The 23,721-nt window shown below is 64.7% G+C and carries 14 protein-coding genes; 7 read left to right on the forward strand and 7 right to left on the reverse strand.

Annotated elements, in window-relative coordinates; genetic code table 11:
* Positions 1–2: 2 nt before the first annotated feature.
* The 7 genes from ACYVL5_RS03645 to ACYVL5_RS03675 form a co-directional block, all read right to left on the reverse strand.
* A complete protein-coding gene (locus tag ACYVL5_RS03645) occupies positions 3–7,370 on the reverse strand; it encodes an SDR family NAD(P)-dependent oxidoreductase (RefSeq protein ID WP_460594197.1) in 7,368 nt (2,455 codons plus the stop codon).
* A complete protein-coding gene (locus tag ACYVL5_RS03650; RefSeq protein ID WP_460594198.1) occupies positions 7,357–9,018 on the reverse strand; it encodes a beta/alpha barrel domain-containing protein in 1,662 nt (553 codons plus the stop codon). Before ACYVL5_RS03650 ends, ACYVL5_RS03645 begins: the two co-directional genes overlap by 14 nt.
* A gap of 169 nt (positions 9,019–9,187) precedes the next feature.
* Entirely contained in the window at positions 9,188–9,868 is a 681-nt protein-coding gene (locus ACYVL5_RS03655) for an arylesterase (protein WP_460594199.1), read from the reverse strand.
* 162 nt (positions 9,869–10,030) lie between these two features.
* The gene (locus ACYVL5_RS03660; RefSeq protein WP_460594200.1) at positions 10,031–12,526 is read right to left on the reverse strand and encodes an ABC transporter permease; all 2,496 of its coding nucleotides are present in this window, start codon (positions 12,524–12,526) and stop codon (positions 10,031–10,033) included.
* Positions 12,527–12,536: 10 nt separating this feature from the next.
* Positions 12,537–13,214 carry an ABC transporter ATP-binding protein gene (locus tag ACYVL5_RS03665; RefSeq protein ID WP_460594201.1) on the reverse strand — a complete coding sequence of 226 codons (678 nt, stop codon included), beginning with the start codon at positions 13,212–13,214 and terminating at the stop codon, positions 12,537–12,539.
* Positions 13,215–13,304: 90 nt separating this feature from the next.
* Complete coding sequence (locus ACYVL5_RS03670) at positions 13,305–13,481, reverse strand: rubredoxin (protein ID WP_460594202.1); 177 nt, start codon at positions 13,479–13,481, stop codon at positions 13,305–13,307.
* A gap of 64 nt (positions 13,482–13,545) precedes the next feature.
* Positions 13,546–14,016 carry a universal stress protein gene (locus ACYVL5_RS03675; protein ID WP_460594203.1) on the reverse strand — a complete coding sequence of 157 codons (471 nt, stop codon included), beginning with the start codon at positions 14,014–14,016 and terminating at the stop codon, positions 13,546–13,548.
* A gap of 253 nt (positions 14,017–14,269) precedes the next feature.
* Between ACYVL5_RS03675 and ACYVL5_RS03680 the strand changes: the two genes are divergently transcribed.
* The 7 genes from ACYVL5_RS03680 (at position 14,270) to ACYVL5_RS03710 (ending at position 23,692) form a co-directional block, all read left to right on the forward strand.
* Positions 14,270–14,899 carry a DUF4136 domain-containing protein gene (locus ACYVL5_RS03680; protein ID WP_460594204.1) on the forward strand — a complete coding sequence of 210 codons (630 nt, stop codon included), beginning with the start codon at positions 14,270–14,272 and terminating at the stop codon, positions 14,897–14,899.
* 16 nt (positions 14,900–14,915) lie between these two features.
* Entirely contained in the window at positions 14,916–15,485 is a 570-nt protein-coding gene (locus ACYVL5_RS03685; protein ID WP_460594205.1) for a DNA-3-methyladenine glycosylase, read from the forward strand.
* Between the two features lie 143 nt (positions 15,486–15,628).
* Positions 15,629–17,713 (forward strand): ATP-binding protein, encoded by a 2,085-nt coding sequence (locus ACYVL5_RS03690; protein WP_460594206.1) that lies wholly within the window; start codon positions 15,629–15,631, stop codon positions 17,711–17,713.
* A 94-nt stretch (positions 17,714–17,807) separates the two neighbouring features.
* Positions 17,808–18,713: a sensor histidine kinase gene (locus ACYVL5_RS03695; protein ID WP_460594207.1), complete on the forward strand. Its 906-nt coding sequence runs from the start codon at positions 17,808–17,810 to the stop codon at positions 18,711–18,713.
* Positions 18,714–18,789: 76 nt separating this feature from the next.
* The gene (locus tag ACYVL5_RS03700; RefSeq protein WP_460594208.1) at positions 18,790–20,841 is read left to right on the forward strand and encodes a PilZ domain-containing protein; all 2,052 of its coding nucleotides are present in this window, start codon (positions 18,790–18,792) and stop codon (positions 20,839–20,841) included.
* Position 20,842: 1 nt separating this feature from the next.
* Positions 20,843–23,092: an ATP-binding protein gene (locus ACYVL5_RS03705; protein WP_460594209.1), complete on the forward strand. Its 2,250-nt coding sequence runs from the start codon at positions 20,843–20,845 to the stop codon at positions 23,090–23,092.
* A gap of 186 nt (positions 23,093–23,278) precedes the next feature.
* Positions 23,279–23,692 carry a response regulator gene (locus ACYVL5_RS03710; RefSeq protein ID WP_460594210.1) on the forward strand — a complete coding sequence of 138 codons (414 nt, stop codon included), beginning with the start codon at positions 23,279–23,281 and terminating at the stop codon, positions 23,690–23,692.
* Positions 23,693–23,721: the final 29 nt, after the last annotated feature.

Below are 23,721 nucleotides of genomic sequence, written 5' to 3' on the forward strand. Positions count from 1 at the left end.
GCTCAGGCGGCCCCCATCACGGAAACCGACTGCAACTTGTTACGCTGGAACGCCTGCTTCAGCGATGGATCGATCACGCACTCGTATCCTTCGAGGCGCGCCACCAGTTTGCCGTTGTGGCGGTCGAGGAATTCCATGTCGGCGGTGGCGCCGTGGGCGCTTTCCGAGGTGACCCGGATGACCACCTGGACCCCTTCACGCGGGAAGGTCTCCTGGAACTGCCGGTAGCGGCCGGCGAAGCAGGGGAGGGAGCCGGCGCCGAAACGTTCGAAGCTCCAGAGGATCATCATCTGGAAGGCGCTGTCGATCACCAGCGGGTCGGTCAGCCAGGCGCTTCTCAGCGGCTGCTTGATCCAGTTGGCCGGGGCGGGAGCCTTCTTGACGATGGCGGCGATACCCTTGGCGGAGCAGCCGTCGACCTGTTCGATACCGTGCAGATCCGGGCCGTGGAAAAGGCGCTCCCGGTTGTAGATCACACCGTTTTCCGGCGTGTAGGGAGTGCTGGGGATCTCGGTGATGGACCTGATCCCCTCCGGGTGCTTGGTGGCCAGCACGATTTCGGCGCGGGCGTGGAGCACCGTCTTGCCGTTGGCCCCCTCGCTGCAGAGTTCAACCGGAACGAGGTGGAACGACTCGCGTTTTTCGGCGCGGCCCGCCATCACGCTCAGCTTGAAGCCGGTGTTGTTTTCGAAGACCACCCCTTTGCAGATACGGAGGTCGTTGAAGCCGTGGAAACGGAAGCCGGGGTTCCCGTGCAGGGCGCCGTGGGCGAGCCATTCCACGATGATGGCCATGGGGAGGACCGCCTTGCCGTCCAGGACGTGGGAACGGAGGAACGGATAATCCGAGACGGTGAGGGTGAGGCCGAAGGCTTCATGAAGGACCTGCGGCTTGGCGGGAGCCGCGGCGGTCTCGGGGAGACCGAGTCCTGCCAGTGCCACGATTTCGACCGGGGCGCCGGTGGCGGCAATCTCGCGGGCCAGGAAGGCGCCCCCCTCGGCGAGATCGATCACGCCGATCCCTTCGCCTGCGAAGACTTTCTTGAGGGCAGGGGTGACCATGCCGCCGTCCCAGGGGCCCCAGTTGATGCTGACGGCGCGGCAGTTTTCACGGCGCCGGGCCTCGCGCTGGGCGACCTTGTTCAGCACCTCGTTGGCGACGGCGTAATCGACCTGGCCGACGCGGCCGAAGCGGCCGGTGCTCGAAGAGAAGAGGGCGATGAAGCGGAGGTCGTCGGTGCGGGTGGCGTTCAAAAGAGCCCTCAGGCCGTAGACCTTGGTGCCGTAGACCTGCTCGAACTGCTCGGCGGACTTGTCCACGATCAGCCGGTCGGCTAGGACGCCCGCCCCATGGACGATGCCGCGGATGGCGCCGTGCGAGCGGCGGATCTCGGCCAGCACGAGCTCCATGGCGCCCTGGTCGCGGATATCGACCGAGCGGTAGATGACTTCGGCGCCGGTGGCGGAGACCTTGGAAAGGGTATCCCGCAGCTCACGGGCGGCGGATACCGCGCGGTAGCGCTCCTCGATCTCGCGGGGGTGGAGCTTGCCGGTGGCCTGCTGCATGATGGCCCGCTTGATCTCGCTCTCCTCGGTCCGGGGGACCAGCCAGGCCGGTTCCTCTTCCGGTTCCGGCGAGCGTCCCAGGAGGACCAGGAACGGATGGTACTGTTCGGCGATCGCCAGGGCGGCCGCCGCAGTTACGCCGCGCCCACCGCCGGTGATGACGACGACCTCTCCTTCTTCGATAACGGGCGTTTCCGGGACGGGCGTTTCCGCGAGGACTTCGGTTTTGAGGCCGAACCTGCCGCCGGGGGTAAGGCCTACTTCCACCGGGCCGCGGCGGAGCATTTCCAGCACCACCGCGCTGGCGGCGGAAGACTGGTGCGGGAACGCGCCGAGGTCGATGGCTTTGCAGGAAACCTCCGGCCACTCACGCGCCGCGGTCTTGGCGAGACCGGCGAGGCCGCCGGAAAGAGGATCCTTGAGGGTGCCCTCGTTTCCGAACCCGAAGGAGCCGTCCAGCCTGGAGACGGTGACGAGAACGGCGTCTTCGCCGTCCTTGCCGGTCTGGATGAGGGCCTCGGAGGCGTTCTTGAGGAGCTCGAAGGCGTCCTTCAGGAACTGGTCGTCGGTTCCGCTTACCGGGGCCGAGATGACGAGGCCGGAGAGCTTGCCGGTCGGGACAGCCTGGTGAACGCTGGCGGCGTCGATCTTGCGAACGGTGCAGCCATGCTCGAGGAGGATGCTGCAAAGCTCGGCGGTAAAGGGCGATTCGTCGTCGGTGACCCAGATCTCACCGTCGTTGGCGAGCGTGATGGCGTCGGAGTCGTCCTCGTCGGTCAGCGCGACGGGAACCACCGTGCTTCTTTCGATAGGGTGGACGATGGTCGGTTCCGCTTTGGCAGCTTTAGGCGGCTCAGCATGTGGCGCCGCGGTAGCCGTCGGAGTCTGTTCGGGAGTCGAAGGCTGCTGAGGAGTGGGTGCCGGGGCAGCTTGGGAAGAGTTGGCAGTGGCTCCGCCGAGGAAGGATGCGATATCCCCCAGCGTCCTGAGCGTACCGAGGTGTTCCGGCCCGATGTTCGGCGAGCCGGGGAGCCGCTCCTGGAGGGTCGAAAGGATTTCGACCCGTTTGATGGAGTCGATTCCGAGGTCCGAGTCCATCCCCATCTCCAGTTCCAGCATATCGACCGGGTACCCAGTCTTCTCGCTCACGACCTCCAGCAGCACCGTTGCGACGTCCACGCCGCCAAGGTTTACCTGGTTCCCTTGAGCCCCTTGGGTCCCTTGGGTTCCTTGGGTTCCTTGGGTTCCTTGGTGTCCGACACTTTTCCCGAGGTGTCCGGCGATATCCCCCAGCGTCCTCAGAGTCCCAAGGTGTTCCGGCCCAATGGTCGGTGACCCCGGCAGTCTTTCCTGGAGAGTCGAGAGTATTTCCACCCGCTTGATCGAGTCGATACCGAGGTCCGAGTCCATCCCCATCTCGAGCTCAAGCATATCGACCGGGTATCCCGTCTTTTCGCTCACAACCTCAAGCAGTACCGTAGCGACGTCAAGGCCTTGCTGGCTCACTTGGGTGGCTTGAGTCGCTTGGGGCGCTTGGGTCGCTTGGTGTCCGGCACCTTTCCCGAGGTGTCCGGCGATATCCCCCAGCGTCCTCAGAGTCCCAAGGTGTTCCGGTCCAATGGTCGGCGATCCCGGCAGTCTTTCCTGCAGAGTCGAGAGGATTTCCACCCGTTTGATTGAGTCGATGCCGAGGTCCGAGTCCATCCCCATCTCAAGCTCAAGCATCTCCACCGGATACCCGGTCTTCTCGCTCACCACCTCAAGCAGCACGGCAGCGACGTCAAAGCTTGCTTGGCCCCCTTGTCCCCCGTGGGACACTTGGCTCCCTTGAGTCCCTTGCTCTGCGCCCCCCTTCGCGAGGTGTCCGGCGATATCCCCCAGCGTCCTCAGAGTCCCCAGGTGTTCCGGCCCTATAACCGGCGACCCCGGCAGTCGTTCCTGGAGAGCCGAGAGGATTTCCACCCGTTTGATTGAGTCGATGCCGAGGTCTGAGTCCATCCCCATGTCGAGTTCAAGCATCTCGACCGGATACCCCGTCTTCTCGCCCACCACCTCAAGCAGAACCGCCGCGACGTCGAAGCCTTGCAAGCTCCCTTGGCTCCCTTCGGTCCCTTGGGCCGCTTGCCCTGTGGTCCCCTTCGCCAGATGTCCTGCGATATCCCCCAGGGTCCTCAGTGTCCCCAGGTGTTCCGGTCCGATGACCGGGGAACCCGGCAGTCTTTCCTGCAGCGCCGAAAGGATTTCCACCCGCTTGATAGAGTCGATGCCGAGGTCGGAATCCATCCCCATGTCGAGCTCGAGCATCTCCACCGGATAACCGGTTTTCTCGCAGACCACCGCCAGCAGCGTCTCGGTGACCTTGGAAGACCCGGCTGCCGGCTGGCTGACCTGAGCCATCGCCGGAGCCGGCGCCGCTACCGCCGCCACCGGTGCTGCCGCCTGAGTCGCCGGGGCAGCCGGGGCTGCCGGGGCTGCCGGAGCCGCCGGGGTGGCCGCTACCGGACGGATCTGAGCCTGGACCGGCGCCTGTTGTGCTGAAACCGGAGCCTGGAACGGAGCCTGTACCGGTGTGGATGTGAATGACGGAGCTGCCTGGTAAGCGGCCATGCCGCCTGAAAGAATACGGTGCTGCTGTTCCAGCAGGGTCTGGAACGTCTTCGCCGCGGTCTCCTGGCCTTCCAGGAACCTGCGGTGCAATTGTGCGGTATCCTCCTGCATCCGCTGGAGGATGGACATGCTTTCCCTGGTCATCCGCAGGGTCTCGCTGAGGACCGTCGGCGGAACCTGTGTGGCGACCGGGCGAACAGCCTGCGACGGCGATCCGGTGGGCAACGCCTGCTGAGCGGTGGCGGCCTGGATTGCCGCAACGGGCTGTGCGGACTGGGCAGGCTGGGCGGCCATGGCCGGGGCTGCCGACGGAGCCGTCACCGGTGCCGCCACCTGGGCGGTCACCATGGGACGCTGAACCGGCGGCTTCTTCGCCTTCGGCTTTACGTAATTGGCGCCGGAGATCGGCACCGTCATGAGCTTCTTCTTGCCGGCCACCGCCGGGACATGCCCTTCATCCCAGGCGGCCAGCTTGACCGGGTATCCGGCCACCGCCAGTTGGGAGAGAGCGCGGGCGAGGTCGGCGATACCGGTGCGCTTGCCCGAGGAGGCGTCGATGGCGATCGCCTGGTGCGGGCGGTCGCCGAGGATGGCCTGGACGAGGCCGGTCAGGCGGTTCCCGGGACCGACTTCCAGGAAGGTGGTGATCCCTGCCTGGTACATCGCCTCGATCTCACCAACGAATTCCACCGGCTTGCCCAGTTGTCCGGCCAGCAGGGCCTTGGCGGCAGCCTGGTCGGCCGGATATTCGGCGGCGGTGGTGTTGGCGTAAACCGGAATGTCGCCTTTCTTGATCTCCACCTTGTCGAGGGCCGCCAGGAACGGTTTGGATGCGTCGGCAACCAGCGCACTGTGGAACGCGGCGGCTACCGGAAGCTGTTTGCAGGTCATGCCGCGGGCCGTGAAGACATCTTTCGCCCGCACGATCTCCTCGGTCTTGCCGGAAAGAACCGCCTGGGTCGGAGCGTTTTTGTTGGCGATCACCAGGTCCAGCTTCTCTTCCTTGATGACGTCGCTCACCTTGGCTAGCGGGGCGGCCACCGCGAGCATGCTCCCCTTGTCGCCTTTCCCTTCGCCCATCAGGCGGCCACGCAGACGCGAGAGGGCGTGCAGGCTCTCCTCGTCGATCTTCCCGGCGGCGCAGAGGGCGGTGAGCTCTCCATAGCTGTGACCGGCGACCGCGGCGGGGGCGATACCGAAATCCTGCACGAGACGCAGCGCGCCAAGACTGGTGGCGCCGATGGCGGGCTGGGCCGCCTCGGTGGCTCTCAGCTCTTCCTCCTGCCTGTTCCGGGTCTCGGCATCGAAGGCGGAGATCGGGTAGATGAGATCGGAGAGGAACGCGCCATTTTCGGCCATGAAGCCGTCATTGGCGTTGACGACGCTCCTCATGACCTGCGGGAAGCGGCAGCAGAGGTCGTTCAGCATCCCGGTGTACTGGGAGCCCTGGCCGGGGAAGACCACGCCGAGCTTGCCGGCGTTGGCGCCGCAGGCATAGAAGGCCCCGTCCGGAGTCTGCCAGCCGCCCTTCGGGTTTTTCTCCAGCATGGCCCGGGCGTTCTTTACCACACCGGCAAGGTTGGTCTTGTTCCTCTCCGCCACGATCGCGAGGCGGCAGGGGGCAGCCGGGTCGAAATTCTTGCGCAGCGTCGCCGCGAGATCCCTCAGTGCGTTCCACGAAGAGGCCACGCTCTCCAGTTGCCCGAGGGCCGAGGAAAGGACTGCCGGAGTTGCGCCGGACAGGGGGATGATCTGGGTGTGGCCGTCCCAGTCCGCCACGCTCTTCTCCGCCTGGAACTCTTCGAGCACCAGGTGGAAGTTGGAGCCGCCGAAGCCGAAGGCGCTGACCGCCGCACGCCGGGGGATGCCGGGGCGCGGGAACCAGGGGCGCTTCTCGGTCGGGATATAGAAGGGGGAATTGTTGGCCACCACCTCTTTCTGTGGGGTCTGGACCTTGATGGTCGGCGGGATCACCTTGTGGTGCAGGGCCATGGCAGCCTTGATGAGACCGGCGGCACCCGCAGCGGCCTTGGTATGGCCGATCTGGGATTTTACCGAGCCAAGTGCGCACCACGGCTTGTCCGCCTTGCCGTACACCTCGCGCAGGGCGGAGACCTCGACGGCATCGCCGACCTTGGTCCCGGTGCCGTGTGCCTCGAGCATGGAGATGGTGTCGGGAGTGACCCCGGCGGCCGCATAGGCGGCAACGAGCGCCTTCTTCTGGCCGGATGCGCTGGGGGCGTATATGGCGTCCCCTTTGCCGTCGCTGGAGGACCCTACGCCGGTGACCACCGCGTAGACGCGGTCGCCGTCGCGTTCGGCGTCGGCAAGGCGCTTCAGCACCACGAGCCCCAAGCCTTCGCCGAGGATGGTTCCGTCGGCGGAGACGTCGAAGGGCTTCGCGTTGCCGGCCGGGGAGAGCGCCGGGGTCTTGCTGAAGCACATGTACATGAAGATGTCGTTGAAGGTGTCGATTCCGCCGGTGACGACGATGTCGGACTTGCCGGAGGTGAGCTCCAGTGCGGCGAGGTTCAGAGCGGCGAGCGAGCTGCCGCAGGCGGCGTCCACCACGCAGTTGGTGCCGCCCAGGTCGAAGTTCTTGCTGATGCGGCCGGCCACCACGTTGCCGAGCAGACCGGGGAAGGAGTTCTCCTGCCAGGAGACGTAGGAGTCGGCGATCCGCTCCACGACGTCCTTGGCGACCGTTTCGTCCACGCCGGCGTCCTTGAGGGCCGAACGCCAGATCGGGTGGCCGAGGCGGGCGCCCAGGGGGATGACCAGTTCAAGGGTGCCGGTGACGCCGAGGATGACGCTGGCGCGGGTTTTGTCGAAGGTACGGTCGGGGCCGTAGCCGGCGTCCTTGAGCGCCTGGCCGGCGGCGACCAGGCCGAGGAGCTGCGAGCTGTCGATCGCCTCCAGCACGTTGGGAGGGATGTTGAACTCCATCGGGTTGAAATCGACGGGGGAAAGGAAACCTCCGCGGCGGCCATAGGTGCGGTCCGGGCTCTTCTGGTCCTGGTCGTAGTAATCTTCGACCGCCCAGTGGGTGTCGGGGACCTCGGTGATGGCGTCGATGCCTTCGGCGATGTTGGCCCAGTATCCGGTACGGTCCTCGGCCTTGGGGAAGAGGCAGCCGATACCGATGATGGCCAGCTCGTTTCCTTTGCGGGCGGCGGGTTTCAGTTCAGTTTTCAACAAGATACTCCTTGATCTTGGCTAGTTCGAGAGGCTCGACCGTCATGGCGTCCTGGGGGAGCTGGATGCCCTGGCTGCGGAGAACGTTGGCGCGGTTGAGCTGCGCCGCACCGTGCAGGATGTTGAGGGCGACGTCAACGACCCTGCGGTTGGCGGGGGGGTGCAGGAACGACCCGGTGGCCCATTCGTTGAACGCCCCCATGGCGGGTCCGCACCAGACCTGGTAATCCATCCGGCGTTGTTCGGCCCCGTCCTTGGCCCAATGGGCGGCCATGCCGAGGTACCAGCGGAAGACCAGCGCCATCAGGTGCTTCGGGTCGCGCTCGGCACGCTCTACCTGGGAGGGATCGCGGGTCAGGAAGTAGTTGCGGGTGTCGCGCCAGATCTGGTCGAAGGTGGCCTGGAAGAAGGTCTTCTCCAGCTTCTCCCGTTCGGCGGCCGGGATCTCCTCCAGGGAGCGGTAGGCGCGGTAGATCTCGTAGAGTTTGGCCGCCCGCATCGGGAACATGGTCCCGCGCTTCAACACCTGCACGGTGACCCCCATCTCGAACATGTCGGCGGCGGGGGCCATGATGACATCGGCCTGGCGGGTGTCGGCCAGCATGGCCCTGACGGCGTCGGAGGTGCCCGATTCGACGCAGGCCTGGTTGACCGATCCGGTCATGATGTAGGCGGCGCCCATGGCGAAGGCGGCAGCTGCGGAAGCCGGGGTGGAGATCCCTCCGGCCAGGCCGACCCGGAGCTTCACGTCGTAGCCGTGCTTCTGCTGGAGCCGGGCGGCCAGCGAGGCGATGGTCGGGAAGAGGGCGATGGCGGGGCGGTTGTCGGTATGCCCGCCGGAATCGGCCTCGGCGGTGACTTCCTGGGCCAGCGGGATCCGGGCGGCCAGTTCGGCCTGCTCCGCGGTGATGGAGCCGTTGGCGACCAGCTCGCGGAGGAATTTCTCCGGGGCGGGTGCGAAGAACTTCGCCGCCAGTTCCTCGCGGGAGACCTTGGCGATGATCCGGTTGGGGGCGACGATCCGGCCGTCGGCCTCGCGCCTGATCCCATGCACCCGGTAGCGGACCAGCGGGAGGGTCAGGTCGAGGAAGGCAGAGGCCTCGACGATGCGGACCCCTTTGCGGATGTAAAGCTCGGCAAGCTCCCGCTCCAGGTCGGGCTCGTGAGGCGAATGGATAAGGTTGAAGCCGTAGGGGATCTTTCCGAGGGAGGAGGCCAGCCGGTCGGCGGCGTCCTCGACCTGGCGTAAGGGAAGCCCGGCGGCGCCGAACATCCCGAGCATCCCGGCGCGCCCGAGCTCCTCGGCGATGGCGGCGGAACTGATCCCCTTGGCCATCGAGCCGCCGAGATAGGGAAAGCGGATGCCGATCTCGCGGCAGAAAGAGGGGTCACCCAGATGTTCGGGAAGGGAAGGGGGGGCAAAGGCGACGACTCGCGCACCCTCGTGGGCAAAGGGGGCATCCTGGCCGGTGCGGGCCAGTTCGGGAGTGAGGCCGCCAGCCTTGTGGACCAGGTAGAGGGGATGACGGACCGAGCGGAGGGCTTCCTTGAGCGCGGCGCGGTCGAGGCCGGTATCCCCGGCGGCGGAGCCTGTCCCCGGGGCTTGGGCGGAGTGACCGGTCGCGTCATAACTGAAAGAAAACTGGTTCAAACGTGCTACTCCTGTTGCCGATGTTTTCTAGCGGGTCCATGGGTGGTCGGACGGCAGTAGTACGAGGCTGGAAAATCCTCCCTTAAAACAGACCATGTTTACATTAAAATGGCCGAAAAGGCAAGTCTGGAGGTGAAAAGTTCGAGCATAACAGTAGGTAAATTCTGCTTCAGCTCTGTTTCTTCGAACGTTTTCTCTCAATGGCTTTTACGGTATACGGATAGACTGTCTCAGTGACGATTTTGTATCCGTTTGCGGTGGGATGAATGCCGTCCGAGATGTTGAGGCTGGCGTCGCCCGCCACCCCGGTGAGGAAAAAGGGGACGAGGATGAGGTGGTGTTCCCGAGCGACCTCGGGATAGATCCTCACAAAGGAGTTGGTGTAACCGGTCCCCATGTTGGTGAGCATCTGCATCCCCGCCAGCACCACCTCTACGCCTTGGGCCTGCAGTTCGGTGACGATGCGGTCGATGTTCCGCTTGGCCAAGGCGGGGTCGATGCCGCGCAAGCCGTCGTTGGCGCCGGTTTCCAGGATGACGATGTCCGGTTTCAGCTTGAGTATCCAGTTGACCCTGGAGAGCGTTCCCGACGACGTCTCGCCGCTGATCCCGGCGTTGACCACCTTCCAGTGGTAGCCGGCGGCCTGGAGTTTTCTCTCGAGTTGGGCCGGGTAAGCCTCGTCCTCCTTCACGCCATAACCGGCGGTGAGACTGTCACCGACCGCCACGATGGTCCCTTCGGCCTTGGGCGAATCGGCCGCCTGCCGCGCGGCAGTCTGTGGTTCCTTGTTGCACCCGCCCATGAGCGTGCAGAAGGTAACTGCCCACGCCACCAGCGTTATCGGTCTCATGTGGAATACCCTCCTCGGATACTTATCTCTTTACCCCTTTACCCTGTATCCCCTCGCCCCTTCCGGAAAGGTTAGCCGAAGGCACCTAGTAAATACCCTCGCCCCCCTTGGGGGAGAGGGTGGCCGAAGGCCGGGTGAGGGCAGATTTTACAACCGCCCCCATCACTCCTCCGCATGCTCCCTCAAAAAAACGACCGGCTTTTGCCGCAGGATGGGGATAGTCGCCGCCATCCCGACCATCATCACCAGCACCGTGGTAGCCAGCACCAGCAGGAGACTCTGGGCGAGGTACGGGTGATACTCCATGTCGAGGCTCTTGCGGCAGATCACCAGGCTTGCCACCTGGGAGATCGCCAGGGCGATAACGCCGCTGGAGAGTCCCAGGAAGAGGTTCTCGACTGCGAACACCGCCAGCACGAACCTGACTCGGGCTCCGAGAATGGTGAAATAGACGGCCTCCTGGGTGCGGGCGTAGCGGGTGGCGAATACCGAGCTGATCACGATCAGTATGCCGGCCACCAGGCTGAAGGAGGTGAAGAACCTGACGATGGTCGAGAGCCTCCCCATGATGCGCCCGAAGAGCTCCGCGGTCTGTGTGAGGTCGATGACGCTGATGTTGGGGAAGCGCTGGACGATCCGGTTCTGCACGGCGGCTATCTCTCTCTTGTCGATGCGGGCCGCGCAGAAAAGGGTCTGGGGTGCGTCGGCCAGGACGCTCGGCGGGAAGACGAAGTAGAAGTAGGGGGTGAAGCCGCTGCTTTTTCGCGTGCGGATGCTGGAGATCCTCGCCTCGATCGGGATCCCCTGGACCCGGAAGGTCAAGGTGTCCCCCGCCTTCATCTCGTGCATCTTCAGCACGGTATCGAGCACCGAAACCTGGGAAACCTGCCAATCGTTTCTGAACAGCGTCTTCCCATCGGTGATCCGCTCATCCGAAAGGAGGTAGTCGCGATAGGTCAGGTTGAATTCGCGGCTCAGGTTGTCTCCCCGCGACTGGCGCTGCTTCGCCATGTCGATCGGCTTACCGTTGATGGCGCCGATGGTGGCCCGGATGATGGGGAAGAACTCCCCCCGGCTCCCGAGCGTCTTGGCAAAGTCGTCCTTTTGGCCCGGCTGGATGTCTATGAAGAAAACGGTCGGCGCGCCTGGCGGGAATGACTGGATGAAGGAGGCGTCGAGATTTTTCTCGACCAGGGTGATGGCGAAGATGACCGCGAGACCCGCCGAAAGGGTGACCAGGATCGGGCGCGAGGCGTTGCGCGGCCTGAAGAGCCCCTTGAGCGCCTGGCGCAGGGCGAGGTTTTTGGGGCGGAGCCTCTTCAATCCCCACAGGATGATGGAGGCCAGCACGAAAGCCGCGAAGACCAGCCCGATGACCGCCCCGACGAAGTACAGCCCGGTGGTCAGGTCCCGTATTTTCAGCAGCACCATCGCGAAGAAAAAGAGGGTACCGGTGCCGCCGATGACCCCGGTCGAGCGGGTCCAGAATCCCTCCTGTTCCTCCTTGCCGAGGATGATGCGCGGCTTGACCTCCTTGAGCCGGTACAGGGGGAGGGCGGTGAAAAGGAGCACCACGATGAATCCGATCGTCACCCCTTCGGCCACCGCCCAGCCGGAGATGGTGTAATCCACCTGGGCCGGGATGAGCCCGCTGAAAAGCTTGGGTAGATAGCGCTGGAGGGCGAAGCTGGCCGCCAGCCCCGCAATGGTCCCCGCGACCCCGAGGAGCAGGGTGACCGCCAGGAAATGGCCGATGATGTAGCGGCTTCTGGCCCCCACCGCCTTCATGACCGCGATGGTCTTCTCCTGTTCCTTCAACAGGGCAAAGAGCGTGCTCTGGATGCCGAAACCGGCCAGAAGGAGGGTGAAAATCCCGGAGAGATCCAGGAAGAAAAGGAGATTGTCGAAGAATTTCTTCACCCGTGAGTCGGCGTCCCGGAAGGTCTCCACCCGCACCCGGCTCTCTCCCGCTGCGCTGCGAAGGGCCGCCACCACCGGTGCAAGCTTCGCCTGGTCGGCCAGCTTGGCGAGGGTCACGTACTCCGCCCGGCTCCCCTTGCCTAATAGACCGATGGCCGAAAGGTCCGCCGCCGCGACGAAGACCCTGGGGCCGAGCGCGAAGAAATCGACCGGCCGGTCCGGCTCCTGGACGACCACGTCGCTGACGGTAAGTATCGCATTGCCTACGCGTACCCGGTCCCCGATCGCAACGCCCAGGCGGTCGAGGAAGCTCCTCTCGGCGATGAGGCTTCCCGCCGTCAGCACCTCGTGGAACGGCCGGCCGGAGGCGAGGAGAACCTGCCCGTAGAAAGGGTACCCCGGCTCGACCGCCTTGAGATCCGAAAGCAGCGACCCTTGGCCGGAGTGCTTCTGGATGACGGTGTAGAAGTCGTAGTAGCGGGCGGTCGTGATGGTGCCCTTGCTGGCCAGGGTGGCGATCTCCGACTCCAGGGGGGGAGGAAGCTCAGCGTGGGCGCGGATGATGATGTCGGCGGCATGAAGGGCGCGGGCGTCCCTCCACAGTGATCGCTGGACGCTCCGGTTGAAGCTCCCGAGGGAGACCAGGGTGATCATGGAGAGGGCGACGCAGAGGACGAAGAGGGCCGACTGGCGCCTGGCTCCGGATATCTGTCGCAGGATGAAGTGAGCGTTGACCATGGCGGGGCGATCAGGCCGGCTGGCCGGTGACGATGCGGCCGTCCCGGAGGGTTATGACCCGGTCGGCGCTGGCGGCGATCTCCTGGCTGTGGGTGGCCAGAATGAGGGTGGTTTTGCGCTCCCGTTGCAGTTCCAGGAGAAGCTCGAGGATCCCGGCCCCGTTCACCGAATCGAGGTTGCCGGTCGGTTCGTCGGCAAAGATGATGGGGGGATCGTTGATGAGAGCGCGGCAGATGGCGCAGCGCTGCTTCTCGCCGCCGGAGAGCTGGTGCGGAAAGCTGTTGACCCGCTCCGAGAGCCCCACCCGCCGCATGAGCGCTTCCGCCTTCTCCCGGGCCTGCGGCTCCCCCTTCAGCTCGGCGGGAAACATCACGTTCTCCAGCGCGGTCAGCGAAGGAACCAGGTGAAAGGACTGGAAGACGAAGCCGAAGGTGGCGTTTCTCAAGGGGGCCAGGGCGTCCTCGCCGAGGTCGGTGATGTCCGCCCCGCCGATCAGCACGCGGCCGCGGTCGGGGCGGTCCAGCCCGGAGAGGATGGAGAGCAGGGTGGACTTCCCGCTCCCGCTTTCCCCTTTCACGACCAGGAATTCCCCCCGTTCGACCTGGAGGGAAACCTCGTCGAGCACCGGTACCGGTCGTCCGGCGATGAGGTAGCTTTTGGAGAGAGTGGTCGTTTCGAGAATGGGCATGCGGTTTCCGCCAGCTGGAATGAAAAGCGGGAACAGGGTAATCCTGCTCCCGCGCTTGGTCAATCATTTCCGCCGCTCACCCGGTGGTGGCTAGCGCTCTTCCGATGGCGTGGTCGGAACGAAATTCCTTTTGGCCCCTTTGCAGACGGGGCAGGTCCACTCCTCCAGCAGCTCCTCGAACGAGACCCCGGGGGGGACGTCGTTGAACGCGTCGCCCTGGTCCGGATCGTACACGTACTGGCAAATCGTGCAGGTCCAACTCTGCATGCCGCCTCCTGTGCCGGTGAAATCCTGTCCCTTCGAATGGGGGCCCTCCGCCCCGCGACCGTGGCTACCACTTGACCGGGTGTGGCTCCTTCTTCACCAAGAGGATGCTGCACGGCATGGAGCGCAGGATCGCCTCGTTCTCGCTGCCGAACAGGGCGTGCTCCAGCCGGGTCTCCTGGTGGGCCAGCATGACGATCAGGTCGATGTTCTCCTCCTTCACGACGCTGGTCACCTCGTCGATGGGGTTGCCATCCCGGACGATGAGCTTGATCGGGAACCCCGAATGGAGCTCACGGCGGAGGATTTTTTCCAGCTCCTCCTTGGTCTCCTCACGGATGCTCGCATAGGTCTTGTGGGCGGCGTCGGGGTAGGGCAGGGGGGCGTTCAAGGCCTCCTGGTCCACCGGGTTTGAAATCAGGTGCAGCACTTCCAGCTCCGCCCCGAGTTTCTTGGCCAGAGAAATGCCGTTGTTCACGACGTCGCGGCAATCCTCGCTGATCCTGCTGATGGCAAGAATGCGATTGATGGTGTCCATGGCTTTCCTCCTTTACGTTTCGCCAGCGTGAAGGTCGTGGCACGAGCGGTAGTGCCCTTCATGATAAAATGGGCGTGGCCGAGGTGTCCGGAACCCAAAAGGAATGCGCTAACGGTGTATAATATTTAGTATATACCATTGCCAAAGGGGAGCAAGAATATGGCTTGCGTTAATGTGCAATGAGCCGGGAGGTGTTATCATCAGAAGAGTGGATCTTCCCCTTCGCATTCAAGCGGCTACAGGAGGTAAGGCAATGACAAAGCGCTCCCTTTTCAAAGCTGGCGGTCTGCTTCTGTTCACGTTCCTCCTCTGCTCCTGCGCGTCCGTCTCGGTAGTCGATACCTGGCGCAATCCCTCCGTTTCAGCCCCGCACCTCAAGAAGATCATGGTGGTGAGCATCACCAAGAAGGAGTCGAGCCGCCGGGTCTACGAGGACATGATCGCGGCGGAATTGGCCGCCCGCGGCGTGCAGGCGATCCCCGGCTACACCGAGCTTCCGACCGGGATGGCCAACTGGGAAGCCTTGGACGGCGCCGTGAAGCGTGCCGCCGTTCAGGCGGTCCTCACCGTGCAGACCATCCGGGTCGAGCAGCAGACCACCGTCCAGCCGGGATACGTCACCACCTACCCCGGCCGCTGGTACCCGGAGGCCTTTCCCGCCTGGGATCTCTACGGCTACTACGGCTCGATGGCCAACTACGGTCCCGCCTTCATCACCACCTACGACGTGGCCACCATGCAGCTTAACCTCTTCGACGCCGCCAACGGGAAACTGCTCTGGGCGGCCACTTTGGAGAGCAACGAGCCCGAGAAGGTGGTCACGGTCGGCAAGGAGCTGGCCCGCATCGTGGTGGAATCGCTCTCCCGCCAGGGGCTCATCTAGCAGTGACGGTGGTGCCATGGCCTCTCCCCACCTATGGGACCCGCTTCCCCGCTCGTTCTACGATCGCGACACCGAAACGGTGGCCAGGGAGCTGCTCGGGCGGCTCCTGGTCCACCGTGTGGGCGAGGTGACGAGGGTAGGGGCCATCGTCGAGGTGGAGGCCTACCTCGGCCCTCACGACCTCGCCGCTCACTCTTCCAAGGGAATCACCCCCCGCACCCGCATTCTCTTCGGTCCACCCGGCCACGCCTACGTCTACCTCGTCTACGGCATCCACTGGTGCACCAACGTGGTGACCGAGCGGGAGGGGTACGGGGCTGCCGTCCTGCTGCGCGCCCTGGAGCCGGTGGAAAACGTCGCCGGGAACACCCGGGGCCCCGGTCTCCTCTCCAGGGCCATGCTCATCGATGGCCGCCTCAACGGTCACGACCTTCTCTCCGACGACTTCTTCATCGCCGCCGGAACAGCACCGCAGGAAGCCGACATCGTCGCCCGCCCGAGGATCGGTGTCGCCTATTCCGGCCCCTGGGCGGCCGCACCCCTTCGTTTCTACCTCAAGGGAAACCGCTGCGTCTCCCGTTACTGACCGTGCCTCGCCTCCCGGGCTCAGGATCGGCTTTTCCGGGTGCACCACTCCCTCAGATGCCTCCTCTCCGAAAATTGTGATGCAAGGAATTTCGCCTCGGATATACTTGGGGTATTCATGAAACAATTCCAAGGAACACTCACATGGACGCAGGCACCAGGACGGAAAGAGCCTTGCTGGCACTGAGGAGGCTAAGCGTCTCCCTTCAGTCCACCCTCGATGTCGACGACATCCTCGACGGCCTCGTGCGCGCCGCGGTCGCCATGGCCGGTGCGGAAGGGGGGATCGCCGCCCTGTGTGGCCGCGACGGGCTTTCCGGCTTCCGGCGGATCGTCCGCGGCCAGCTGGCCGCTGACGACGTCCGCTGGTCCCCCGGCGACCCGATCCCGGGGCGGATCCTTGCCACAAAGCTTCCCTACCTCTGCAACGATGTGAAAGGGGACCCCGCAGTCGATGGCCAACTGGCCTCCCGTTACGGCGTCACCTCGCTCATCTGCACGCCGATCCACGACGCGGGCGGCGAGATGATCGGTTTCCTCGAACTCCACAACAAGAAGGACGGTTCCGGCTTTAGCCGTTTCGATCAGGACCAGCTCGCCTCGGCCGCCCAGATCGCCGCGCTGGCCGCCCGAAACGCCGACGCCTTCAGAAAAGTCAGCGCCATCGGGGCGAGGCTCAAGGAGAGCACCGAGCGCTACCGGGAGCTTGTCGAAGGGCTCGACGCCATCGTGTGGGAGGCCGAAATCGATCCCTTCCGCTTCACCTTCGTCAGCCGTCGTGCCGAGGAACTCCTTGGCTACCCCGTCTCCCGGTGGTTGGAGGAGCCGGATTTCTGGGTGAACCACCTCCACCCCGAGGACCGCGAGCGGGTGGTGGCGATCTGCCGCCAGAGCGCGGCCGAAGGAAGGGACCGCCGTTTCCGCTACCGCTTCCTGACCGCCGGGGGAGGTGAGGTCTGGCTGAGGGATCATGCCCGGGTGGTCCGCGATGAGCGAGGCACCACCTTGCGCGGGGTAATGGTCGACATCACCGAGGCGATGGCCACCGAGGAAATGCTACGGCGAAGCGAAGAGCGTTTCCGTTCCATCTTCGAGGGGGCCGGCATCGGCATCGCCATCGTCGACCGCAAGGGGAAGATCCTGCACGGCAATCCGGCCCTGCGGGAGATGTCCGGCAACAAGGAGCAGGAGTGGGAAGCGGTCGATCTCGGCTTGGACGGCGCCCGTCTCGCCTCGCTCGTGGACGACAACCTCGGCCGTTACCAGGAGGAGAAACCGCTGCGCCGCTTTGACGGGCGGGAGTTCCGGGTGCGGCTGACCGTCTCGGCGGTCCTGGGCGACTGCGGCGCCCACCACGCGATCGTCATGCTGGAAGACGTCACCGAACGGTGCCGGGCCGAGGCCGAGGTCGCCCAGCTGCTGGCCCGGGTCCAGGCGGATGCGGCCGATCTCGAGGTGCGGGTCGCCGAGCGGACCGGACAGCTCGAGGAGATCAACAGCGAGCTCGACTCCTTCGCCCATTCGGTCTCCCACGACCTCAGGGCTCCCCTGCGGGCCATGCGCGGGTTCGCGGAGGTCCTCCTCGAGGACGGTACCCTGGACGAGTCCCAGCGGATCGAGTACCTCCGGAAGATCCTGGCCGCCGCCCAGGGAATGGACCTGCTCATCCAAGATCTCCTCGCCTACAGCCGCCTCAGCCGCCAGCAGATCCGGCTGGAGACGGTGAGCCTCTCCCAGGTGGTGGCCGAGGCGCTCCGCCAGCTCGATCTGGTCGCGGGTGGAAAGCAGTACCGCCTCGAGGTGCGGGGAGAGCTCCCCGCGGTGGTCGGTCATCGCACCGTGCTCGTGCAGGTGCTCTTGAACCTGCTGACCAACGCCATCAAGTTCGTCCCCGGCGGGGTGAACCCGCGGCTGAGGGTCTCGGCCGAGCAGGGGGAGCGGCACTGCCGCCTCTACGTGGAGGATAACGGCATCGGCATCCCCGCCGAACAACAGGAGCGTATCTTCGACATCTTCGAGCGGCTGAACCCCATCGAGAGCTATCCCGGCACCGGGGTCGGCCTCGCCATCGTGAGAAGGGCGGTCAACCGCCTGGGGGGACGGATCGGCGTCGAGTCCAGGGTCGGGGAGGGGAGCCGTTTCTGGATCGAGCTCCCGAGGGCCGCGGAGCCTCCCATGCTGGTGGCCACCCCGGATCCCCTGGCCGCCCGGACCAAGCCGGCCAAATGAGAATCGGCGACTCTATCTGTAACTGTCCTCACCGACCTGACCCCGCCACCTGCTGGGTCAGCCCCCGGGGGGTAAGCGGTGATCGGAGAGCGTTATGAAGCCGCTGGATGAGCGAAATAGGCTGCTGCTTTCCCAGATGCAGACCCTGCAAAAAAACCTCGACGCCAAGTTTGCCTCCCTGGTGAGGGAACGGGAGGCGCGCCGAAGGTGCGAGCAGGAGTGCCGGGAGCTGAAGGCGGACACCAAGCGGCTGGTCAGGGCAGGGGTGGAGCTCGAGCGGCAAAAGGACGACCAGCTGATGGTCCAGGAGCGGCAGGCCTTCATGGCCGAGATGATCAACAACATCGCCCACCAGTGGCGCCAACCGATCAACACCCTAGGGCTTTTGGCCCAGGATCTCCAGATGACCTACCGGCTCGGGGAATTCACCCCGGAGTTCATACAGGACAACCTATCCAAGACCATGGAGACGGTGCGCCGGATGTCGAGGACCATCGACGACTTCAGCACCTTTTTCCGGCCCGAGTTCGACATGGTCGATTTCCGGCTCGTCAGGGTGCTCGGCAAGGTCCGCTCCTTCCTGCAAGCGGCCTTCGGCGCGCGCAACATCGAGATCGAGCTCGATGCCGACTGCGACCCGGTGGTGCACGGCTACCCGAGCGAGTTCTCCCAGGTCGTCCTCAACATCCTCATGAACGCCCGCGACGCGCTGCTGGCCGCCAAGGCGGAAGAGCCGGTCATCACCATCCGGGTGCGCAAGGGGGCGAGGGTGACCGTGGTGGCAATCTCCGACAACGCCGGGGGGGTCCCGGTGGAGATCCTGGACCGGGTCTTCGAGCCCTACTTCACCACCAAGGGGCCGGCGGGGGGGACCGGCATCGGCCTCTTCATGGCCAAGAGCATTATCGAGAGGAACATGGGGGGGAGCCTGACGGTCGCCAACGTCGGCGACGGGGCCGAGTTCAGGATCGAGCTAAACGACCGGGAAATCGCCCCGTGATTGGCCCCGAGAAGGGCGAGGTCGTGGGTGGGAGCGCCGGAAACTCCCGGGTCGCCCCCGGGTGCCGGAGGCCAGCGTGACGGACCAAGGAGCAAGTGGTGAATCGACGCAGGGGAGCACAGGGGAGAGCTCCCTCAGGGGGAGAAGCGTCGGGAAGAGCCAACTGGCCAACCGGTTGAACTTCATCAACTTCCAGGATCAGACCATCCTGGTGAGCCTTCGGCACGTCGCCTACGACAGCTGTGTCACCCTGCGGGCCCGCCCCCTGCCGTGCGCCGGCGAACGCCTCGACTGCCGGTGGGCCGAGGAGGCCGGGGTGGGGGCGGTGCTGAAAACCTACGGCTTCGAATTCCTCCTCATCCCGGACGGCAGGAAGTACCTGGTGGTGAACTCCGAGGTCGTCTCGATCGACGAGGAGGGGTTCTCCCTGCTGTTGCCGGTCACCTGCCGGGAATTCGAGGCCCGCAGGATAAAGCGCCATGCCGGGGTGGAGGTCGGGGTGGAGATGATCCAGAATGCCGCGCTGCTCAAGGGTGAACTGGACGACTTCACGCCGGTCTCGGTACGGATCTCCGGGGCCACCTTGTCTCCGGCCACCCTGCAGTGGTTCAACCCGGAGCGGGAGCTGAACCTCCGGCTGGTGCGCAACGGCGCCATCCTCCACTCGGGTCCTTTCGAGATGGTCTCCCGGCGAAGGGACGGCGGCTCCAGCACCCTGGTCCTCAGGCAGCTCACCAGCGCCATCCAGCGTTTCAAGCCGAGGAGGTACCGGACCAACCGGCAGCAGCTGGTCCCGTCCCCCAACATCGTCTTCACCCATCCCCTGATCGACAAACGGGTCAACCTCAAGGTGCTCGACATCTCCGGGACCGGCCTGGGGGTCGAGGAGAGCGAGGGGGAATCGGTCCTTATGGCCGGTCTCATCCTGCCGGCGGTGAAGCTCGTCTTCGGCCCCGGTTTCAGCCTCGACCTGACCGCCCAGGTGGTCTCCCGCAACCAGCAGGGGGACGGCACCGTGCGCTGCGGTCTGGTCATCCTCGACATGGACGTCAAGGACCACGTGAAGATCCTCTCCCTCCTCCACCAGGCGGCCGACCGCAAGTCCTACGTCTGCACCGAGGTGGATCTCAACGACCTGTGGGACTTCTTCTTCGAGACCGGGTTCATCTACCCCGGCAAGTACGCCCACTTCCAGGCCAACAAGGAGGAGATCAAGCGGATCTACGAGAAGCTCTACCGGGACAATCCCCAGATCGCCCGCCACTTCATCCACCTGGACCGCGGCGCCATCCTCGGTCACCTGGCCATGGTCCGCTTCTATCGCGACTCCTGGATGATCCACCACCACGCCGCCAGGAAGTCCATGGTGCGGGCCGGGCTCGCCGTGCTGGAGAGGGTGGGGGAATACCTCAACGAGCTCGACAACTTCGCCTTCGCCCACCTGCGCTTTGTCTACTGCTACTACCGCCCCGACAACAAGTTCCCCAGCCGGGTCTTCGGCGGCTACGCGGCGCAGGAAACCGACCGCCACGCCTGCTCCGAGGACCGCTTCGCCTACTTCTACTTCCGGGCAAGCGGCAGCGAACCCGAACCGCTTCCCCCCCCGTGGGAGCTCGGGGCGAGCAGCCGCTTCGAGCTGACCGAGGTGGCAAGCTTCTACCGCTTCCGCTCTGGGGGGCTTCTCACCGAGGCCTTCGACCTCGACCCCGAGGTCGCCTTCGAGGACGGGCTCGAGAAAGAGTACCGCGCCCTGGGGTTCACCAAGGAGAAACTGTACTATGCGCTCCGCAAGGAGGGGGCCCTCAAGGCCTTTTTCCTGGTGAACCACACCGACGTCGGCTTCAACATGGCGGAGCTCACCAACTGCGTGACGGTGATGGTGCTCGACGACGAGGTCCCGGCCCCCCTGGTGACGGCGGCCCTGCAAACCATCAGCCGTGGCTACGAGGGAGGCGAAATGCCGGTGCTCGCCTACCCGGAAAGCTGGGTGCAGAGGGCGCAGCTCCCCGTCGAGAAGAGCTATCTCCTCTGGATCCTCAACCTCGAGTACACCGACCACTACTTCGCGTTCTGCGAAACGCTCTTCAGCCCCCCGTCCAAGGGGCGGCCCGGCGGCGGGGAGAGGTGACATGGACGGCTCGTCGCTCAGGCAAAGGCCGCTTTACAACAGCAGGATCATCAACTCCTTCATCCTGCTCATCAAGCAGAAGTACAGCTACGTCAATATCAACGACCTCTTGGCCCAGGCCGGGATGAAGGAGTACGAGGTGGCCGACCAGGCGCACTGGTTCAACCAGGAGCAGGTGGACCGTTTCTACGACAAGCTCGTGCAGTTGACCGGCAACTCCCGCATCGCCCGCGAGGCGGGCCGCTACGCCGCCTCTCCCGACGTCTTGGGGGCCATGCGGCAGTACATCCTGGGACTGGTCGACGCCGCCAGCACCTTCGACATCATCAACAAGACCACCGCCAAGTTCACCCGCTCCTCCACCTACCAGTCCCGCACCCTCGCCTCCAACGCGGTGGAGATCGTGGTGACCCCGCTTGCGGAGGGGCTCGAGAGGCAGTACCAGTGCGAGAACCGGATCGGCTTCTTCGAGGCCATCGTGCTCCTCTTCAACCACCAGTTGAGCGGGCTACGCTACCTCCCCGAAATAAAGCGCCTTCCCACCATCCAGCACCCGGAGTGCGTCTTCCAGGGGGGGAAGGTCTGCCGCTACATCATCAGCTGGGAGAAGGCCACCTACGTCGTCTTGAGAAAGGTGGAGGCGGTGGCGGGGGTCTTCCTGGTGGTCTTCAACCTGACCCTGGCCATCCTGGAGCTCTGGGGATGGCTCGCCGCCTCGCTCCCCGCCTCGTTCTGCGTCTACTTCATCCTCGCGCTTTTCGCCGAGAAGGGTGAGAAACGCACCCTCAAGCAGAGCCTCGACAACACCAAGGAGGCGATGGACAACCTCCTCGACCAGATCGACATCAATTACAACAACGCCATGCTGACCAACGAGATCGGGCAGGCGCTGGGTGCGCTCACCCGGCGCGGCGAGATGCTCGACCGGGTGGCCGGCATTCTCGGCGAGAGGCTCCCCTACGACCGGGGGGTCATCCTGCTGGCCGATGAAGGGCGCCGGAGGCTCCAGGTGGGGGCGAGCTACGGCTACAGCGAGGAGCAGCTCGCCTGCCTCTGCGGGTTCCCGTTCCTGCTGGACGGGGCGCAGTCCCCCGACGTCTACGTCGACGTCTTCCTCGAGCAGCGCCCGGTGCTCGTCAACGACCTGGCCAAATCCGGGGACGCCCTGGGAGAGCGGCGGCTCGCCTGCGTGCGGATGACCGGCACGGTGGCCTTCATCTGCTGCCCCATCGTCTCCGAGGGGGTGTCGCTCGGGGTCCTCTCGGTGGAGCAGGTCAAGGCCAGAAAGCCCCTCGTGGAGCGGGACATCAGCCTGGTGACCGGGATCGCCTCCATGATCGGGATCAGCCTGAGAAACTGCCAGCTGATCGGCGACCTGGAGCGCGCCAAGGAAGATCTCGAGCAGCGGGTGGTGGAACGGACCCAGGACCTGGAGCTTAGCCGCCGGAAGCTCCAACTCCAGCACGAGGAGCTGGAGCGGACCTACTTCGAGCTGGAAGAGGAGACCGGCCAGCGGCTCAAGGCGCTGGAGGATCTTGCGGAGAAGGAGCGCCTGCTCCTCCAGCAAAGCCGCCTGGCCGCCCTCGGCGAGATGATCAGCAACATCGCCCACCAGTGGCGCCAGCCGTTGAACGAGCTCGGGCTGATCGTGCAGGAGCTTCCCCTCGTGTACGACAAGGGGGCCTTCAGCCGCGACTACTTGAGGGAGAGCGTGGCCAAGTTCATGAGGCTCCTTTCCCACACCTCCAAGACCATCGACGACTTCCGCAACTTCTTCAAGCCCGACAAGGCGCGGGTCCCCTTTTCTCCGCGGGACCTCGTGGAGCAGACCCTTTCGCTGGTGCACGACAGTTTCCGGCACCTCGACATCGTCGTCGAGGTGAGCGCAGAGGGAGAGCCGGTGGTGACCGGGCATCCCAACGAGTTCTCCCAGGTCATCCTGAACCTCCTCTTCAACGCCCGGGACGCCTTCCTGGAGCGCCAGATCGAGGGGCGCCGGATCGCCATCCGGATCGGCAGCGAAAACGGCTACGCGGTGGTCTCCGTGCAGGACAACGCGGGGGGGATCGGCGAGGAGATCATCGACAAGATCTTCGACCCTTACTTCACCACCCGGGGACCGGAAAAGGGGACCGGGATCGGCCTGTACATGTCCAAGATCATCATCGAGAAGAACATACCGGGGAGGCTTTCAGTCAGCAACGTCGATGGCGGCGCCCGCTTCACAATCGAGATACCGCTTAGGCCGTGACAAAAGAAACGGTGTCAGGAATACGATTACTCATAGAAAATTAATAAATTGACATGAAAGTGCCGGCGGTTAGAATGGAAAAGAATCCCCAAGGCACAACGACTTGCAGCCGCTGGTAAAGAGACGGCCGGGCCGCCGAAGAGAGTACCTTTGGTTCGCTCGGCCTTTATCTAAGGGGAGATGACGATGTCTGAACCCTGCATCCTGCTGGTTGAGGATAATGCCGACGACGCCTTCCTGGCCAGCAGGATTGTCAGGAAGGTCTGCAGTGAGCGGATCGTAGTGGTGCGGGACGGGGAGGAGGCGCTCGATCTCCTTAAGGAGATGGAAAAAGACGGCAGCCACACCCTGGTCCGGCTGGTGCTCCTCGACCTGAAGCTCCCCAAACTGAGCGGGCTGGACGTCCTGAAGATGATCAGGCGTTCTCCCCAGCTGCGGGATCTCCCCGTCGTGGTGCTGACCTCCTCGGACAACCACCTGGACCAGGAACGCTGCCGGGAACTCGGGGTGATCGACTACATCTTCAAGCCGATGACCGCCGATCGGCTAAAGCTCGCGCTCTCCGGTGGGCAGCGGAGTCGACCGGCATTCTCCGGGTAGCCCGCCTTCCGGCCGGCGGAAGGGGGGCA

It is taken from the genome of Geomonas sp. Red276, from assembly GCF_054784495.1.

Coding starts and splice junctions, on each gene's coding strand:
- ACYVL5_RS03655 (WP_460594199.1), bottom strand. CDS start 9,868: ATGAGACCGATAACGCTGGTGGCGTGGGCAGTTACCTTCTGCACGCTC.
- ACYVL5_RS03660 (WP_460594200.1), bottom strand. CDS start 12,526: ATGGTCAACGCTCACTTCATCCTGCGACAGATATCCGGAGCCAGGCGC.
- ACYVL5_RS03665 (WP_460594201.1), bottom strand. CDS start 13,214: ATGCCCATTCTCGAAACGACCACTCTCTCCAAAAGCTACCTCATCGCC.
- ACYVL5_RS03670 (WP_460594202.1), bottom strand. CDS start 13,481: ATGCAGAGTTGGACCTGCACGATTTGCCAGTACGTGTACGATCCGGAC.
- ACYVL5_RS03675 (WP_460594203.1), bottom strand. CDS start 14,016: ATGGACACCATCAATCGCATTCTTGCCATCAGCAGGATCAGCGAGGAT.
- ACYVL5_RS03680 (WP_460594204.1), top strand. CDS start 14,270: ATGACAAAGCGCTCCCTTTTCAAAGCTGGCGGTCTGCTTCTGTTCACG.
- ACYVL5_RS03685 (WP_460594205.1), top strand. CDS start 14,916: ATGGCCTCTCCCCACCTATGGGACCCGCTTCCCCGCTCGTTCTACGAT.
- ACYVL5_RS03690 (WP_460594206.1), top strand. CDS start 15,629: ATGGACGCAGGCACCAGGACGGAAAGAGCCTTGCTGGCACTGAGGAGG.
- ACYVL5_RS03695 (WP_460594207.1), top strand. CDS start 17,808: ATGAAGCCGCTGGATGAGCGAAATAGGCTGCTGCTTTCCCAGATGCAG.
- ACYVL5_RS03705 (WP_460594209.1), top strand. CDS start 20,843: ATGGACGGCTCGTCGCTCAGGCAAAGGCCGCTTTACAACAGCAGGATC.
- ACYVL5_RS03710 (WP_460594210.1), top strand. CDS start 23,279: ATGTCTGAACCCTGCATCCTGCTGGTTGAGGATAATGCCGACGACGCC.